This window comes from Novosphingobium umbonatum (assembly GCF_004005905.1).
Classification (GTDB): domain Bacteria; phylum Pseudomonadota; class Alphaproteobacteria; order Sphingomonadales; family Sphingomonadaceae; genus Novosphingobium; species Novosphingobium umbonatum.
In genome coordinates this window covers 11,642-28,073 of the sequence record NZ_SACO01000011.1, presented here as the reverse complement: position 1 = coordinate 28,073, position 16,432 = coordinate 11,642, and the positions used below count along the sequence as shown (strand labels likewise).

Sequence of the window (16,432 nt, the reverse complement as noted above, 5' to 3'; positions counted from 1 at the left end):
CCAGACCCCGCGCAAGCAGCCATGTTGCGCATGGCGCGCCCTGCACCCGCCATTTTTTCAAAATGAGCCACCAAGAAGTTCGCGGCAACCCATAATTCATTGATCATTAAGTGAATTTCTGGGAATAAGAAAAACATAGCGCTAAACACAAGCTACAGCGATCCATCCACAACAGGCAGGAAACCGGCATGGCTATTGGGCTGAAGAAATTCATCATGGGCAAAAGCAACGCCTGCGAAACCGCCGCGGATGACATGTTGAACGACATCGCCACGCTCAAAACCGTTCCCACCGAAAGCATCAATATGGCCCGTGAAAATGTATGGAGCCATATCGGCGAATTTGAAGCCGCGCTGCAACAGGTGGCCCGCCTGCCCGAACAGTTCCGTCTGATGATGACGCCGGTGGAAAATGCGGTCAGCGGGATGAACCTGTTGCGCAACCGGCTGGAAAACAGCGAAACCGCTCTGGCCGAAGAAGTCCAGCGCAGCGGCGAGTTGATGCAGGAAAGGGCCAATCTGGCCCAGGAATTGACGCAGACCCTGTCCGCGCTGAAGCTGGAAGAGGCCACCGCCGCCGCCCTGAAGCTGCAGAATGCCACCATCGAGGCCAGCCACCTGCAATTGGGGCAGGACCATGCCGCCCTGCAACATCTGCTGGGCCAGATGGAGCCGCAGATCCATGAACTGACCACTTTGCGTAATGCGTTACAGGGCGAGGTGGAGGATTTGCGTCTGGCCAAGGATATTGCCGACAAGACGATCGACGAATTGCACAGCGAATTGCAAAATGCGATCGACACGATTTCGGATCGCAACCACGTATTGTCCAACCTGCAGCTGACCCATGAACGCCTGCGCGAAAGGCTGGACAGCGCCGGTAAATCCATCAGCGAGCTGGAATGCGCGGTGGTGCAGCTGGAAGAAAAATACAATGCAGGCAAGCTGGAGCTGAACCGCGAACGCAAGACTTCGGCCAGTTTGCGCATCGAAAACCTGCAATTGCGCAAGGATGCCGAGGAAGCGCGCATGCAGAGCGAGAGCGAGATCGAAACGCTGCAATCACGCCACCAGTTTCTGGATCAGGCGATGGCCGACAGCCGCGCGCGTCTGGGCGAGGAGAGCCGCCAATTGTCGCAGGCCCGACTGGAACGGGTGGACCGCGACCGCGAGATCGGCCGGTTAAAGCTTGCGCTGGAAGCATCGCAGCGCGAGAGCAACGAATTGCGCGCCCAATTGCAGGCCGCCTCCACCTCGGCCTCGACCACGGGTCAGTTGCTGTCGGGCGAAATCGACACCCGCCACCGGCTGGAACTGGAACTGGACATGCTACGCAACGAAAATTCGGCGCTGACCATCAAGAACAAGGGGCTGACCGAAGGCGCCCGCATGGCCGATATGGCCCATGCCGATGCCATCCAGAAATTGCAGGCCCGCCTTGCCAAACTCTCGGCCGAAAATGACCAGTTGCGTTCGGTGGTGCGGGTGGCCAATGACCATAATGAAAGTCTGGTCGCCAAAATGGCATGAGTGGCAGCAGCAGCGGCACCTACCCGAAACGCAGCCCCCCGCCCTTTCCGCTTGCTTTCCCCGCCCGTTTGGCTAAGGGCCTCATCTTCTGAAAGTGCGGATTCGCAGCCCGCACATCATGGATTTGCGAAGAAAGCCGGAGGGGCCCCGCAATGGTGCGGATTAGCCAGCGATCGGTTACACAGATTGAAGGAAGCTGCCGTGGCTCTTTATGAGCACGTGTTCCTGGCTCGCCAGGATCTGAGCCAAGCGCAAGTTGATGCGCTGGCCGCATTCGCCACCGAAATCGTTGAAACCAACGGGGGTCAGGTCACCAAGACTGAAACCTGGGGTCTCAAGGGTCTGGCGTACAAGATCAAGCGCAACCGCAAGGCGCATTTCGTGATGCTCAACATCGACGCTCCTGCCGGCGTGACCGCCGAGCTGGAACGCCAGATGGGCATCAACGAAGACATCATCCGTTTCATCACCGTCCGCGTTGATGAACTGGAAGCTGGTCCCTCGGTCCAGATGCGCAAGAACGACCGCGAGCGCAGCCGTCGCCGCGAACGCGAGGAGGCTTGATCCATGGCTCGTGCATTTTTCCGTCGTCGCAAGAGCTGCCCCTTCTCGGGCAAGAACGCTCCCAAGATCGACTATAAGGACATCCGCCTGCTTCAGGGCTTCATGTCCGAACGTGGCAAGATCGTTCCCAGCCGCATCACCGCCGTTTCTGCCAAGAAGCAGCGTGAACTGGGCCAGGCGATCAAGCGCGCCCGTCACCTGGGCCTGCTGCCCTACCTCGTCAAGTAAGGGAGAAAACTCATGCAGATCATTCTCCTCGAACGTATCGAGAAGCTGGGCACGATCGGTGACGTTGTCACTGTAAAGGACGGTTACGCCCGTAACTTCCTGCTGCCCAACAAGAAGGCCCTGCGCGCCAACGAAGCCAACCGCAAGCTTTTCGAAGCCCAGCGCGCGGACATCGAAGCTCGCAACGCTGCTGCCAAGGCTGCTGCCGAAGCCCAGTCGGGCGACGTCGAAGGCAAGAGCGTGGTTCTGATCCGCGCCGCTTCGAACGCTGGCCAGCTGTATGGTTCGGTGTCGGTTCGTGACATCGTGGACGCTCTGGTTGCCGAAGGCGCCAAGGTGAACAAGTCGATGATCGTGCTGGAACGCCCGATCAAGACCATCGGCATCTACGACGTGCGCGTTTCGCTGCACCCCGAAGTGCATGTTGGCGTGAAGGTGAACGTTGCCCGTTCGCCCGACGAAGCCGAACTGCAGGCCAAGGGCGTCAACATTTCGGAAGCTCTGTTCGACAATGAAGTCGGCGGTTTCACCGAAGAATATGACCCCAACGCAGAACCGGGCGAAATCCCGGCCGACCTGCTGGACGAGCCCGCCGCCGAAGCTGAATAAGCTTTGCGCCGAAAGGCTTGAACAAGATCAGGGGGCGAGCCAGAAATGGCCCGCCCCTTTTTCTTTACTTTTTGATACGCAGGAAACGCGCGGCATTGTTATAGAGAATGTCGCGCTTCTGCTCCGGCGTCAGATAGTCCGCATTCTGGATCAGACCGATCGAATAGGCCATCAGGCCCGGCCATGCCAATTGGTCGGTGCCATACATGATCCGGTCGCCAAAACCGCCATCGACCAGACGCTGGATATAGCGGTTGACCTCTTTGCGCGGATAGGACCAGATCAGCCCCGCAATATCGACATAGACATGGCTGCTGGCCTGCAACAGGGTCAGCATATTCTCGGCCATGGGATAGCCTGCATGCATCACCTGCACCCGCAACTTGGGATGGCGGGCCAGCAATTCTTCCAGCAGCAGCGGATTGCCCATCGAGCCACGGAACTTCGGGCTCGACACATTGGCGCGGCCCGAACCGCCGGTGCCCATATGGATGGCGACAGGAATATCCAGCTTTTCGGCCAGCGCGAAATAGGGCTCGGCGCGCATATCGCTGGGCGAAATGCCCTCATATTGCAGGCCGATCTCGCCCATCACCTTAAAGCCATCCTTGGTGAAGGCCACTTCCATGCGCTTCAACTGCTCGGCCTGATCGGGGCTGACCACGCTTTTGAACGCTGTGCCGGGGATGACACGCTCAGGCGCGGCGGCCGCCCACGCCTTCACCTGATCCACCTCGCCAAACACCACGGCGGTCACGTTCAAGCGCTTCATCTCGGCCAGCACTTCGGCGCGATATTGCCCCTTGGCCGCGGGATAGAGCGCGGGGGTGCAGCCTTCCTTCGACCAGCCAAAGGGCGCTTCGGGACCATCGGCGGGATCAGAGGCGAGGAATTGCGCGGCATTGGGGCACATGGGGGCATTGGCGCTGAAATCACCGGCATGGACATGCACGTCGATCACCGGCGGCGGATCGCCCGCCATATTCTGCGCCAGCGCGGCCTGCCCTGTGACAGCGCTGACAAAAGGCAGCGTCAATAATGCAATTTTCCGTTTCAGTTCCATAAATTGACCTCTCCAAACGCAGGACTGGATCAATGCCTGCTTAACCCCATCCTGCGCAGCGCCCAGCACCAGGTCAAGCCTGCTTGCACAGCGGAGAATCTGAGTTACCTTGTTGCTTATGAACATCGAACTGATCCTCTCTGAACTCAACCGCCTGTATGAGGCGGCCCAATCCACCCTGCGCGCCGATATTCTGGCCTATGCCCAGCTTGGCACGCTGCCCCCCGCTTCGCGTCGTAGCGATGGCAGTTGGTGCTATCCAGAATTGCGCATCCATTATGCGGGGCGCGAAACCCATCCCGATTCCAGCCGTGCCTTTGGCCGTTTGAACGATGTGGGCACCTATGCCACCACCGTCACGCGCCCCTCGCTTTTCGCCGAATATCTGGCCGAACAGATCGCCACTCTGGCCGAAGATTATGAAATCACCTGCGAAGTGGCCGCCTCTACTCAGGAAATCCCCTTCCCCTATGTGCTGGACGCCAGCGCGGGGATCACCGTGCGCCCGTCCGAACTGGCGCAGCATTTCCCCACCACCGATCTGGCGCTGATCGGTGATGAGTTGGCCGATGGCATGATCGAGCTGAACGCGCCCGATGCCGTTATCCCGCTGGCGCTGTTCGACGGCTTGCGCACCGATTTCAGTCTGGCCCGTCTGGCGCATTACACCGGCACCAATCCCGACCATTTCCAGCGCTTCATCCTTTTCACCAATTACCACCGCTATGTGGACGAATTTGTCGATTGGGCGGCGCAGCAATTGGGCAAGGATGGCTATAGTGCCCTATCCGGCGCGGGCGGCCTCTATCTGGACCAGCCGCAAGACAATGCCCGCGCGCTGCTGTCCGACACGGCATGGCGCCGGCATCAGATGCCCGCCTATCACCTCGTGCGCGAAGGGCGCGGCGGGATCACTCTGGTGAACATCGGCGTCGGCCCGTCCAATGCCAAAACCATCTGCGACCATCTGGCCGTGCTGCGCCCCGAGGCTTGGCTGATGATCGGCCATTGCGGCGGCCTGCGCGATACGCAGCGCATCGGCGACTATGTGCTGGCCCATGCCTATCTGCGCGATGACCATGTGCTGGACCCCGTGCTGCCGCCTGAAATCCCCATCCCCGCCATTGCCGAAGTGCAATTGGCACTGGCCCAAGCCGCCGAAATCATCAGCGGCCAGACCGGCGCGAACCTCAAAAAGCGGATGCGTACCGGTACAGTCGTAACCACCGATGATCGCAATTGGGAATTGCGCTACACGCAAAGCGCCCAGCGTTTCAGCCTGAGCCGCGCAGTGGGCATCGATATGGAAAGCGCCACGATCGCGGCGCAAGGTTACCGCTTCCGCGTGCCCTATGGCACTTTGCTCTGCGTGTCAGACAAGCCCCTGCATGGCGAGATCAAGCTGCCGGGCCAAGCCAACCGTTTCTATGAAGAGGCGATTGCCGCCCATCTTGCGATCGGCACCACCGCCTGCGACCTGCTGCATGCCGAAGGGCAAAGGTTGCACAGCCGCAAGCTGCGCGCTTTCAAGGAGCCGCCTTTCCGGTAAGTATCGCCGCGCGCCGGTCCTCTCCCCCTGCCCTACTACCCGACGGGGTAAACTCTTTGGGTGGTAGGGCAGGGGGAGAGGGCCGGTGCCGTCCAAACCAGCCCGTTACCCGTAACGCCCCGTCACATAATCACGCATCGCCTGCGTTTCGGGCTTCACGAAAGCCTCGCTGGAGGGGCGGAATTCCACCATCCGCCCTTGCAGCATAAAGCCGGTATAGTCCGAAATACGCGCCGCCTGTTGCAGATTATGCGTGACGATGACGATGGTGAAACTGTCCTTCATCTCGATCAGCGCCGTTTCCAGCTTGGCCGTCGACAAAGGATCAAGCGCCGAGGCCGGTTCGTCGAGCAGCAGCACTTCCGGCTCCACGGCAATGGCGCGCGCCACGCATAGCCTTTGCTGCTGCCCGCCCGACAGACCAAGGCCGGATTTGTGCAGGCCGTCCTTCACCTCGTCCCACAAGGCGGCGCGGGTCAGCGCGCTTTCGACAATATCGTCCATATCGGCGCGCGACACATTGCGGTGCAGCCGTAGGCCAAAGGCGATATTGTCATAAATCGACATGGGGAAAGGCGTGGGCCGCTGGAACACCATGCCGATCTTGGCGCGCAAAGCCGCATTGTCCGCGCCCATCGCGCTGGCGGGGTTCAATATATTCTGCCCATGGAACAGGATTTCGCCGCTGGCGCTCTGCCCGTCATAAATGTCGTAAATCTTGTTGATCGAGCGCAGCAGCGTCGATTTGCCGCAGCCCGATGGCCCGATCACCGCCGTAATCTGGTGCCGCGCCACCGGCAGGTCGACGCCAAACAGGATCTGGTTCTGCCCATAGCTGAAATCCAGCCCGCGCACGTCCAGCACCCTTTCCGCCTCGGATGGGGGGCGCATCACGCTCTGGCTTGGGACGGCGTCAAATTTCATCGGGCATCTCTCCTGCGCGCCAAGGCACGCCCCAGAATATTGGCGCTGAGCACCGTCACCGCAATCAGCAAAGCGCCCACCCATGCCAGCGAACGCCAATCATCAAAGGCCGATAGGGCGAATTGGAAAATCGTGGTGGGCAAGGCCCCCATCGGCTGGGTCAAATGCCATGACAGGTTGGGATTGCCCAAAGATGTAAACAGCAAGGGCGCCGTCTCACCCGAAATACGCGCAAAGCCCAAAAGCGCGCCGGTGACCAGACCGGGACGCGAGGCGCGCCAGATGATCGCGCGGATAACATAGGCCTTACCCGCGCCCAGCGCCATGCCCGCCTCGCGCAACTGGTTGGATTGCAGGCGCAGAATGTCCTCGGTCGTGCGCGTCACCACCGGTACCGCCAGCAAGGCCAAAGCCACCGCGCCCGCCAGCGCCGAAAAGCCCTGAAACGGGCGCACCAGCACTTCATAGACAAACAGGCCGACCAGAATGGACGGCGCCGACAGCAGCACATCGTTCAAAAACCGCACCAGATTGGCCAGTTTCCGCGTGCCCCCATATTCGGCCAGCCATGTGCCCGCCAGCACGCCCACCACCACCGCCATCACCATCGCCAGCGCGCATAGCACCAGCGAACCGGCCATCGCATTGCGCAGCCCGCCCAAGGTTTCGGGCGGAGGCTGGTCCATGGTGAAAATATGCGCGCCCAATCCGCCCAGCCCGTTCACCAGCAGCGAATAAAGGATCAACAGCAAGGCCCCCACCGCCAGCACAGTGGCAAGACTGGTGGCCGCGACAAAGGCGCCATTCTTGATCTTGCGCCTTTTCTCGCGCGACAGCACCGCCATCAGCTCGCCTCCCGCCCGATCAGCAACCGCGCCGCCGCCAGCGTGGCAAAGGTGATGCAAAACAGCACAAGGCCCAAAGCCATCAGCGCCGAAACATGCAGATCGCTGCTCGCCTCGGCAAATTCATTGGCGATGGTGGAGGCGATGGTCGAACCCGATGCAAACAGGCTGTCGGGGAAAGCATGGCTGTTGCCGATCACGAAAGTCACCGCCATCGTCTCGCCCAAGGCCCGTCCCAGCCCCAGCATCACCGCGCCAATCGCGCTGCGCCGGACATAGGGGATCATGATATAGGTCACCACCTCATAGGAAGTGCAGCCCATGCCATAGGCCGCCTCGCGCATATGGGGCGGCACGGTCAGCAGCATTTCGCGGAACACCGTGGCCATATAGGGCAGCACCATCACCGCCAAAATCAGCGAGGCGGTGAAAATATTGGCGCCATTGGGAATGCCGTTGAACAATTTGCCCCAGAATGTGTCCGGATCAAGATTGAGCAGAAGCGGCAGTTGCACATGCAGCGCAAACCATGGCGCCAGCACAAACAAGCCCCACATGCCGTAAACAATCGAAGGAATCCCCGCCAGCATCTCCACCGCCAGCCCCAAAGGATGGGCCAGTCGGCGCGGGCAAAACTCCACCAGAAACACCGCCACCCCCATCGCCAGCGGCAGCGCCAGCATCATCGCCCCCAGCGCGGTGACCAAAGTGCCCACCAAAGGCCCCGCCGCGCCATAATTGTCGGCCACGGGGTCCCATGCGGCGGAGGTGAAAAACCGCGGACCGAAATGGCTGATCGCGGGCCAGCCACCGATCACCAGCGCCAGTAGCAATCCGGCCAATGTGGCCATCACCAAAAGCGCCGCCGACAGGCACAGGCGCTGGAACAGGCGGTCATGCCGCGCGGCCTTGTTCATCGGGCGCTCCATAAGGGCGCATTGCCCGCCTTGATATCGCCCCATTGCCGTCGCACCATCGCCTTCACCTTTTCGGGCAGAGGCACAAAATGCAGGCGCTGCGCGGTGGCGTCTCCGTTGCGATAGGCCCAGTCAAAGAAGCGCAAAGTTGCCTGCGCCCGCGCCGCACTGGCCTGTTGGCGCTGCATCAACACGAAAGTCGCGCCCGAAATCGGCCAGGCCTGCGCGCCGGGTTGATTGAGCAGCAGCACATAATTGCCCGCCGCCCGCCCCCAAGGCGCCGCCGCCGCCGCCGCGCCAAAACCGGCGGGGCCAGCGCTGACAAAGGCGCCATCGTGGTTGCGCAATTGCACCGGCGCCACGCCGGTCTTGCCCGCATAGGCAAATTCGACATAGCCGATCGAGCCATAGGTCTGCTTCACAAAGGCGGCCACGCCATCATTGCCCTTGCCCCCCAGCCCCGTGGGCCAATTGACCGCATCTTTCGCCCCCACTTTGGCAGCCCACACAGGCGAAACCTGCGCCAGATAGGTGGTGAACAGGAACGTCGTGCCCGCTCCATCGGCGCGATGCACCACGGTGATCGGCAAAGGCGGCAATGCCAATTGCGGGTTCATCGCCCGCAGGCGCGGATCGTTCCAGCGCTTGACCACGCCCAGAAAAATATCGGCCAGCAAAGGCCCGTCCAGCCGCAAGGCCCCCGCCGCGATGCCGGGCACATTCACGATGGGGACGATGCCCCCCATCACCACCGGAAATTGCACAAGGCCGGCGCGCGCCTGTTCTTCCTGCGTCAAAGGGCGGTCTGTCGCGCCAAAATCCACCGTGCGCGCCATGATCTGGCGCACGCCGCCGCCCGAACCAATCGCCTGATAATTGACCCTGTCGGGCGAGAGCGCCTGATAGTCCCGCGCCCAAGCCTGATAAAGCGAGGCGGGAAAAGTGGCCCCTGCCCCTGTCACATTTTCCGCCATGGCGGGATGGGACAGCCCGATGGAGAAAGACATGGCCGCAAGACCCAGAGCCTGAACAATGCGGCGGAACATCATGATTCTCCAAAGGCCTTGGGCCCAAATGGACCAGCAGGCGCATCAAAGGGGCTAGGATGGAATAATGACAGGTTTGTGACAATATCCACAACAGCGCGAAACGAGACAAAATCCCCAAGAAATCGCCGTTTTTGTCGGACATTTTATGCCGCCCTGTCGCGCCCGCTTCCCATTCTGCCCCAAGCGCGGCACAAGGGGGCGATGAACCAGCCCTCCCCCCCTGTCATATTGCTGGCCGCCGGCCAATCGCGCCGTATGGGACGGGACAAAAGGCTACTGCCCATCGCGGGCGAAGCTTTGGTCCGGCGCAGCGCGCGGCTCTATCTCGATCTGGGCCTTGAACTCTTGGTGGTGGGCCGCAAGGGCGAGGCCGCGCCAGATAGTGCCTTGGCGCAGGCTTTGGCAGGCCTGCCGCTGAGGCTACTGGAAAATCCCGATCCGCTGACCGAACAGGGCACCTCGGCCTGCATCGGGATCGCCGCGCTGACGGATATCTCCCAAGGCGCGCTGCTGGCCTTGGCCGATCAGCCTTGGTTGCAAGCTGCGGATATCACCGCGCTGATCGCCGCGCATCGCCCCCACCGCATCACCATCCCCCGCCATCTGGGCCAGCGCGGCAATCCGGTGCTGCTATCCCCTGCCGCTTTGGCCGCCCTGCGCGACAATGGCCTGCCCCCCCGCGCCTATCTGGATGCCCATCCTGACCGGATTGACTGGCTGGATGTCGACCACAAGCGCTACACCGATGATCTGGACACACCGGACGATCTGGCCCGCTGGCAAGGCGCGGCCACCGACTAAAGTTACGCCAAACTAGCGCTAACGCCCGCTTGCCCTGCCGACCTTTGCGAGCCTAGACTGCGCCCCAAGACAGACCACGGAGCCTTTCCCCATGCAACTCAATAACAAGATCTGCATCGTCACCGGCGCGGCCAGCGGGCTGGGCCTTGGCATCGCCCGCCGCTTTGTGGCCGAAGGGGGCAAGGTGGCGCTGGCGGACCTGAATGGCGAGGCCGCCGCTGCTGCCGCTGCCGAACTGACCGCACAGGGGCCGGGTGAAGCCATCGGCATCGCCATGGATGTCACCAGCGAGGAACAGGTGGAAGCAGGCGTCGCCGCCACGGTGGCGCGTTGGGGCACGGTGGATGTGCTGGTGTCTAATGCGGGGGTGCAGATCGTCAATCCGGTGGAAAATTTCGCCTTTGCCGACTGGAAAAAGATGCTGGCGATCCATCTGGATGGCGCTTTCCTCACCAGCAAGGCGGTGCTGCCACATATGTACGCGCAAGGGTCCGGCTCGATCCTTCTTATGGGTTCGGTCCATTCCAAAATGGCCAGTCCCTTGAAATCGGCCTATGTCACCGCCAAGCATGGCTTGCTGGGCCTTGCCCGCTCCATCGCGCGCGAGGGCGGCACCAAAGGCGTGCGCGCCAATGTGGTCTGCCCCGGTTTTGTGCGGACGCCGCTGGTCGATAAGCAAATTCCGGAACAAGCGCGCGAGTTGGGCATTTCCGAAGAGGAAGTGATCAAAAAGGTGATGCTGGGCCAGACGGTGGATGGGGAATTCACCACCATCGAAGACATCGCCGAAGTGGCGCTGTTCTTTGCCGCCTTCCCCACCAATGCGCTGACCGGTCAGTCGCTGGTGGCCAGCCATGGTTGGTTCATGGAATAAATTCAAAGTGTCAGCATGGGGCGGGGCAGGCTTTTACGCCGCCTCGTCCAGAGCAGCATAAGTAATTACCGATAAGCAATTGCCAGTAACGCAGGCGTTCCATACAAAAATCGCGCAAATTTGCAATATCCGCGCAACTTTTACCCCCAGCCACACCATCCAATTAAGGCGCATCTACGCTTTGCCCCGACTCCACTGCCATGCCAAACAGGAGTCAAGGCAAGGACGAGACCCAGCAAAGCCCGCCTTGCCCCAACATAGAAGCTGCACTTCTGACCCGTGGGGGGTGGGACGAGCCATGCCGACCAGCACAATGAACACCGGACGCAACCGGATCGCCACGCAAAAACGCCAATTCCGCCGACTGGCCGCAAGGCATAGCGCCAAGACCGAGGCGGCATTGGTCACCGGCGCCAAACCTTTGCACAAACGCCGCAAGGCTCCGGCCAAGCTGAACCGCCATCAGGCCATGGCCGCCCTGCGCAAGGTTGACGCGCCTGTGAAGCAGGACGTAGCACCCGCAAAAACCGCGCCCGCCTTCCCCGCCGGTCTGGTCTCGCCAAAGCCTTTGGGCGTGGCGATTGCCAGCATTGCCATGCCGGAAATGGCGCTCCCCAAAACAACGGTGCCTAAAGCGGTCAAAGCGCCCGCCACCCCCGTGGCCCAACCAGCCACATCGCGCCCTGCCATAACGCTGCCCGATAGACATGAGCCCCTGGTCGCAAACCAACCATCAACCAGCCAACAACCCACCATCCTGCCGCGCAACCGCGCCCTCACCCGCCAAGGCGAAGGCTTGATCGCCGCGATCAGCGCGTGGCTATCCAGCTTTGGCAAAATGCTGGCATCGGGCTTTATGAAGAAAAAGCCGCGCCGCCTGACCTATCAACCCGCCGTGCCCCAGCGTGGTTTTCCCATGGCCCCACGCGGCGCGACACCAACGCCAAGCTTGCGTGAAAAGGTGGAGGTCACGCAATTGCGCGCCGAAAACCGCCGTTTACGCAGCCGGTTAGAGGAAATTCAGGCCGCCAAGCTGGAACTGGAGGAGGCAAAGCTCAAGCGGTAAGATGCGCCACCAAAGCCTTGACCTTCTTCTGCCGCCATTGCGGCAAGGGCGCCACCAGCCAATAGGCGCGGTGGCAGTCCTCCGGTTCGCCCACAGCCTCTACACGACCCATTTCCAGCCAGCCCTGCGCCAGCAGCATAGGCACGCGCGCCTTGCCAAGCCCAGCGGCGGCGGCACCCATGGCCTGTCCCGCATCACCCACTTGCAGGCCGACATCCACACCCTCGCCCGCGGGGAAAGGGTCTCCGGGCCAGGCGATCCATTCGCCCGCCCCCACGGTCACCTGCTGCGCCGCGCCGATCTGCACCCCCTGCAAATCGGCAGGACCATCGGCCAGACGCAGGGCAAGGTCCAGATTCGCCTCGGTAAAATCGGTGGCATCGCCATCCACCAACACCATGCGCGCATCAGGATTGGCGGCGCGGAATTCGGCCAGACGCGGGGCCAGCCATGCGTTGAAAATATCGCGGGGGGCGGCAATCGTATAGACATGGGCCGATTGCCCCGCCTGCATCGCCTGCACCGCGTCCTCAAACTGCAGGAAACCGGCGCGCAAAGAGGATAGCCCCGCCTGCGCCTCGTCGGTCAGCTCCAGCCCCTTGGTCGTGCGGCGGAACAGCACCACGCCCAGCAAATCCTCCAAAGCGCGAATCTGTTGGCCCACGGCGGCAGGCGTCACCGCCAATTCATCCGCCGCGCGGGTGAAGGACAAATGGCGCGCGGCGGCGTCAAACACGCGCAGGGCGTTAAGCGGAAGATGGGTGCGCTTCATGGGCGCAGCTTGTCGCGCCGCCCGCGCCTTTCGTCAAGACAGGCTGCGTTTAGGCGCAACAGCCAAAACTTTCACCCCGCCGTGGCCGGCGCCGCCAGCGCGAAATGCGGGATCGCCACGCGGATCATATCCCCCTCGCGCGCGCCAGCATGGATGCGGAACGTGTAATAGCCTTCCATGCTGCCATGGGCGGTGGCCAAGGGGCAGCCCGACACGTAATCATGGCTGTGGCCGGGCGCCAGCACCGGCGTTTCGCCCACCACGCCTTCGCCATCCACCAGATTGACCGCGCCATGCCCATCGGTGATGCGCCAATGGCGGCTGAGCAATTGCAGCGTCTGGTCAGAGCCATTCTCGATCCGGATATGATAGACCCAAAACCATTTCCCCGCCTCGATACGCGATTGTTCGGGCAGGAAATTGACCGCGACTCGCACGGTGACGCCATGGGTGGTGGCCGAATGCTGGAACAGTTGCTTCATGGAAGGAAAGGTAGCGAGGAGGCAGGCGCGCTGCAACCATGCTAAAGGGACAATGCGACGGGTTGAGCAAAAGCCATGAGGGGATGAGCGGGATTTATATTGATAATGACTCGCAATAAACATAACATCGAGTCGTCAGTCAAGGAGTCCCACCATGCAAACCGATCCCGTCGCCAGCCTCCTCCCCCATGTCGCGCCCTTTTGTCCCACCACCCGCGCCATGCTGGTGGCGATGCGGCGCATGGCGGCGCTGGGCCTGTTTGAAGCAGGCGCGTCAATGATGATGATGCAGCAATTCGGCCTGCATTTCCGGAAAGTTCTGGTGCTGCTGCGCGCCTATGTGATGCAGGCCTCGCAAGGGGCCGATCATGCCATCCGCATCGCCCCCTGCTGCGCCCCGCGCATGACGCAGGACGAGGCGGCGCTGCTGGGCACGATCACGCTGGCGCTGCAGGACCCCGCCCGCGCCAGCGCCTATGCGCAAAGCCTGTCACAGCCCCATGCCGCCGCCTCGCTGCTGGCCACCGCGCAAGTTCTGGCAGGCGCGATTGCCGATAGCGGGCGGCGACTGGTGACGGTGGGGGAATAGCCCCCCCCCTATTACAACCCGTTTTTACAGGCCGACCGACTTCATCGCCGCGTCGAGATCATCCTTCAGATCCTGCACATCCTCCAGCCCCACGCTGATGCGCAACATGCCCTCGCTCACGCCCATTTCGGCGCGGGTGGCGGGGGAGATGGAGGAATGGGTGGTGCTGGCCGGATGGGTCATCAGCGTTTTGGTATCGCCAATATTGTTCGAAATATCGATCAATTGCAGAGCGTTGAGCAGCTTCATCGCCTGCTCGCGCCCGCCATCAACCTCGAACGAAAAGATCGAGCCCGCCGCATACATCTGCTTTTTCACCAGATCATGCTGGGGATGGCTGGCAAGGCCGGGATGCAACACGCGCGGCAGACGCGTTTCCAGCCATGCGCCCAGATCGAGCGCGGCCGCCGCCTGCGCCTTGGCGCGCAGTTCCAGCGTTTCCAACCCCTTGAGCACCACCCAAGCGTTAAAGGGCGAGAGCACATTGCCCGTGTTGCGCGTATAGGGATGCAGGATGGTGTTGATGAATTGCGCATCGCCCGCAATCGCGCCTGCCAGAGTGCGGCCCGAACCATCCATCAGCTTGGTCGCCGCATAGGCCACCACATCCGCGCCATGGTCCAGCGGGCGCTGCAAAGCCACGCTGGCAAAGGCATTGTCCACCACCACGCGAATGCCGCGCGCATGGGCAATCTTGGAAACCTCGGCAATATCCACCAGATCCATGGTTGGATTGGCGGGCGTTTCAAAGAAGAACAGCTTGGTGTTGTCCTTGATCGCATCTTGCCACTGGTTGAGGTCGCGCCCGTCCACCGCCGTCACTTCAATCCCGAAACGCGGCAACAGATTATCCGTTACCCAGCGGGTCGGGCCAAAGGCGGCTTTGGCAATCACCATATGATCGCCCGCCGACAATTGGCACAGCATCACGCTGGACATGGCGCCCATGCCGCTGGCCTGACAACGGCAGGCCTCGGCCCCTTCCATCAACGCGATACGCTCTTCCAGCATTTGCACGCTGGGGTTGGCGGTGCGCGAATAGGTCATGCCGGGGATCTTGCCCGCAAAGCGGTCCGCCGGTGTTTCGGCATCGTCATAGGAATAGCCCGAGGTCATGAAAATGGCCTCGCTGGTCTCGCCCATTTCGCTGCGCCAAGTGCCGCCGCGCACAGCCTGCGTTGCGCTACGCCAATTCGAGGTGATCTTGCGATCCTGTCCAGTGCTTCTTTTCATGTCATCGCTTTAATTGCACGCTCGCGCTTGGGCAAGCTTGCTTCGGGGGCAGCGCGCTCTTAACCAAGATCGCATGATCGGCACCAAAGCCCGCCCGCAAGACCCGCTAAGGCTGCAAATCCTGCTGACGCTGGGCTTTGCCCTGCTGGTGTTCTGGCATCTGGCCACACCCGCCAAACTGTTCTTTGACGAGATCCACTATATACCCGCCGCCCGCGCCATGTTGCAGGGCCTGCCCGCCAATCCCGAACATCCGCTTTTCGCCAAAAGCCTGATGGCGCTGTCCATCCGCCTTTTGGGCGATACACCCATGGCATGGCGCCTGCCCAGCGCGGTGATGGGCTGTATGGGACTGCTAGCCTTTGGCCGCTGCCTATGGTGGATCACTGGCAGGCCGGTGGCGGCTCTGGCGGGCATGGTCCTGCTGGCCAGCGATTTTGCATGGTTTGTGCAAAGCCGGATTGCCATGCTGGATATGGTGATGGCGGGCTTTGCCATGCTGGCGCTGGCGCTGTGGAGCGGAGCGGCGATGGACAGCACCGCCCATCCAGCGCGGCGCATCCTGTGGCTGGCACTGGGCGGGGTAGGCTTTGGTCTGGCGCTGGGGGCGAAATGGAGCGCCCTGCCGCTCTGGGCGCTGGCCGCTTTCGCCTTGCTGGCGCTGAGACTTTTGCGCCCTGATAAGCTGAACCGGCTCGGCTGGGGGCCTGTGCTGTTTTACACCATCGCCCTGCCCCTTATCGCCTATTGGCTCACCTTCTGGCCCGCGTTCCATCATGCGCATGATGCCATCTCGCCATGGGACCCTTTGGGCTGGCATCGCACCATGCTGGACCTGCAGGAAGGCGTGATCAAACATCACCCCTATCAAAGCGTGTGGAGCCAATGGATCATCAACTGGCGCGCGATCTGGTATCTGTATGAATTCACTGAAGGGGCGCAGCGGGGTGTGGTGCTGCTGGGCAATCCCTTTTCCATGCTGGCGGGGCTGGTAGCTTTGGTCTGGTGCAGCTGGGTCGCCTATGCGCAAAGGCGGGTGGATGCCGCGCTGGTGCTGGCCGCTTACCTTGCCAGCCTTGGCCTATGGGTGGTGGCGGCCAAGCCGGTGCAATTCTATTACCACTATCTGCTGCCCGGCACCTGCTTGATGGCGGCTCTTGCGCTGGCGGTGGATGGCCTGTGGCAGGCGGGGCAACGCTGGCGGCGCGAGGCTGCGGGGATCGTGCTGCTCTCCATTGGCGTGATGGTCTGGTTCTACCCCATCCTTTCGGCTGCACCTTTATCCCATGGCGCGCGCAGCTTTGAACAATGGATGTGGCTGGACAGCTGGAGATAAAA

General features: G+C 61.6%; 18 protein-coding genes. 10 read left to right on the top strand and 8 right to left on the bottom strand.

All coding sequences use genetic code 11. The features are described from left to right. The first annotated feature begins 188 nt into the window (after positions 1 to 188). The 4 genes from EOE18_RS13475 (at position 189) to rplI (ending at position 2,930) form a co-directional block, all read left to right on the top strand. The gene (locus EOE18_RS13475; protein WP_127710393.1) at positions 189 to 1,529 is read left to right on the top strand and encodes a coiled-coil domain-containing protein; all 1,341 of its coding nucleotides are present in this window, start codon (positions 189 to 191) and stop codon (positions 1,527 to 1,529) included. A 201-nt stretch (positions 1,530 to 1,730) separates the two neighbouring features. After that, entirely contained in the window at positions 1,731 to 2,093 is a 363-nt protein-coding gene (gene rpsF, locus EOE18_RS13470) for a 30S ribosomal protein S6 (protein ID WP_127710391.1), read from the top strand. 3 nt (positions 2,094 to 2,096) lie between these two features. Next, complete coding sequence (rpsR, locus tag EOE18_RS13465) at positions 2,097 to 2,321, top strand: 30S ribosomal protein S18 (RefSeq protein WP_127710389.1); 225 nt, start codon at positions 2,097 to 2,099, stop codon at positions 2,319 to 2,321. Positions 2,322 to 2,333: 12 nt separating this feature from the next. Continuing rightward, positions 2,334 to 2,930 carry a 50S ribosomal protein L9 gene (rplI, locus tag EOE18_RS13460; protein ID WP_127710386.1) on the top strand — a complete coding sequence of 199 codons (597 nt, stop codon included), beginning with the start codon at positions 2,334 to 2,336 and terminating at the stop codon, positions 2,928 to 2,930. A 64-nt stretch (positions 2,931 to 2,994) separates the two neighbouring features. Here rplI and EOE18_RS13455 read toward each other — a convergent pair whose 3' ends face one another. Beyond that, positions 2,995 to 3,966 (bottom strand): amidohydrolase family protein, encoded by a 972-nt coding sequence (locus EOE18_RS13455; RefSeq protein ID WP_220446014.1) that lies wholly within the window; start codon positions 3,964 to 3,966, stop codon positions 2,995 to 2,997. Between the two features lie 145 nt (positions 3,967 to 4,111). Between EOE18_RS13455 and EOE18_RS13450 the strand changes: the two genes are divergently transcribed. Beyond that, the gene (locus EOE18_RS13450; protein ID WP_127710382.1) at positions 4,112 to 5,542 is read left to right on the top strand and encodes an AMP nucleosidase; all 1,431 of its coding nucleotides are present in this window, start codon (positions 4,112 to 4,114) and stop codon (positions 5,540 to 5,542) included. A gap of 105 nt (positions 5,543 to 5,647) precedes the next feature. Here EOE18_RS13450 and pstB read toward each other — a convergent pair whose 3' ends face one another. Genes pstB through pstS form a run of 4 tightly spaced genes read right to left on the bottom strand, consistent with a single transcriptional unit; the run spans position 5,648 to position 9,277 of the window. After that, positions 5,648 to 6,466: a phosphate ABC transporter ATP-binding protein PstB gene (gene pstB / locus EOE18_RS13445; protein WP_220446013.1), complete on the bottom strand. Its 819-nt coding sequence runs from the start codon at positions 6,464 to 6,466 to the stop codon at positions 5,648 to 5,650. Next, the gene (gene pstA / locus EOE18_RS13440) at positions 6,463 to 7,311 is read right to left on the bottom strand and encodes a phosphate ABC transporter permease PstA (protein WP_127710380.1); all 849 of its coding nucleotides are present in this window, start codon (positions 7,309 to 7,311) and stop codon (positions 6,463 to 6,465) included. Before pstA ends, pstB begins: the two co-directional genes overlap by 4 nt. Next, positions 7,311 to 8,228 carry a phosphate ABC transporter permease subunit PstC gene (gene pstC / locus EOE18_RS13435; protein WP_246027448.1) on the bottom strand — a complete coding sequence of 306 codons (918 nt, stop codon included), beginning with the start codon at positions 8,226 to 8,228 and terminating at the stop codon, positions 7,311 to 7,313. Before pstC ends, pstA begins: the two co-directional genes overlap by 1 nt. Continuing rightward, positions 8,225 to 9,277: a phosphate ABC transporter substrate-binding protein PstS gene (pstS, locus tag EOE18_RS13430; RefSeq protein WP_246027447.1), complete on the bottom strand. Its 1,053-nt coding sequence runs from the start codon at positions 9,275 to 9,277 to the stop codon at positions 8,225 to 8,227. Before pstS ends, pstC begins: the two co-directional genes overlap by 4 nt. A gap of 201 nt (positions 9,278 to 9,478) precedes the next feature. On the opposite strand from pstS, the gene EOE18_RS13425 reads away from it, so the two are divergent. The 3 genes from EOE18_RS13425 (at position 9,479) to EOE18_RS13415 (ending at position 12,018) form a co-directional block, all read left to right on the top strand. Continuing rightward, a complete protein-coding gene (locus EOE18_RS13425) occupies positions 9,479 to 10,078 on the top strand; it encodes a nucleotidyltransferase family protein (RefSeq protein ID WP_164852756.1) in 600 nt (199 codons plus the stop codon). A 91-nt stretch (positions 10,079 to 10,169) separates the two neighbouring features. Beyond that, complete coding sequence (locus tag EOE18_RS13420; RefSeq protein WP_127710374.1) at positions 10,170 to 10,952, top strand: 3-hydroxybutyrate dehydrogenase; 783 nt, start codon at positions 10,170 to 10,172, stop codon at positions 10,950 to 10,952. Between the two features lie 298 nt (positions 10,953 to 11,250). Further along, positions 11,251 to 12,018: a hypothetical protein gene (locus tag EOE18_RS13415; protein WP_127710372.1), complete on the top strand. Its 768-nt coding sequence runs from the start codon at positions 11,251 to 11,253 to the stop codon at positions 12,016 to 12,018. On the opposite strand, the gene EOE18_RS13410 is transcribed toward EOE18_RS13415, so the two are convergent. Next, positions 12,008 to 12,790, bottom strand: a complete 783-nt coding sequence (locus EOE18_RS13410; protein ID WP_127710370.1) for a LysR family transcriptional regulator — start codon at positions 12,788 to 12,790, stop codon at positions 12,008 to 12,010. The two genes, EOE18_RS13415 and EOE18_RS13410, sit on opposite strands and share 11 nt — an antisense overlap. 71 nt (positions 12,791 to 12,861) lie before the next feature. Beyond that, complete coding sequence (gene apaG / locus EOE18_RS13405) at positions 12,862 to 13,272, bottom strand: Co2+/Mg2+ efflux protein ApaG (RefSeq protein ID WP_127710367.1); 411 nt, start codon at positions 13,270 to 13,272, stop codon at positions 12,862 to 12,864. 154 nt (positions 13,273 to 13,426) lie between these two features. Here apaG and EOE18_RS13400 point away from each other — a divergent pair, with 154 nt between their 5' ends. Continuing rightward, positions 13,427 to 13,861, top strand: a complete 435-nt coding sequence (locus EOE18_RS13400; RefSeq protein WP_127710365.1) for a DUF6628 family protein — start codon at positions 13,427 to 13,429, stop codon at positions 13,859 to 13,861. A 24-nt stretch (positions 13,862 to 13,885) separates the two neighbouring features. Here the strand turns inward: EOE18_RS13400 and EOE18_RS13395 are convergent, their stop codons facing one another. Then, positions 13,886 to 15,094 (bottom strand): trans-sulfuration enzyme family protein, encoded by a 1,209-nt coding sequence (locus EOE18_RS13395; protein ID WP_127710363.1) that lies wholly within the window; start codon positions 15,092 to 15,094, stop codon positions 13,886 to 13,888. Between the two features lie 73 nt (positions 15,095 to 15,167). Between EOE18_RS13395 and EOE18_RS13390 the strand changes: the two genes are divergently transcribed. Next, on the top strand, positions 15,168 to 16,430 hold the full coding sequence (locus tag EOE18_RS13390; protein ID WP_127710361.1) for a phospholipid carrier-dependent glycosyltransferase: 1,263 nt from the start codon (positions 15,168 to 15,170) through the stop codon (positions 16,428 to 16,430). Positions 16,431 to 16,432 lie beyond the last annotated feature (2 nt).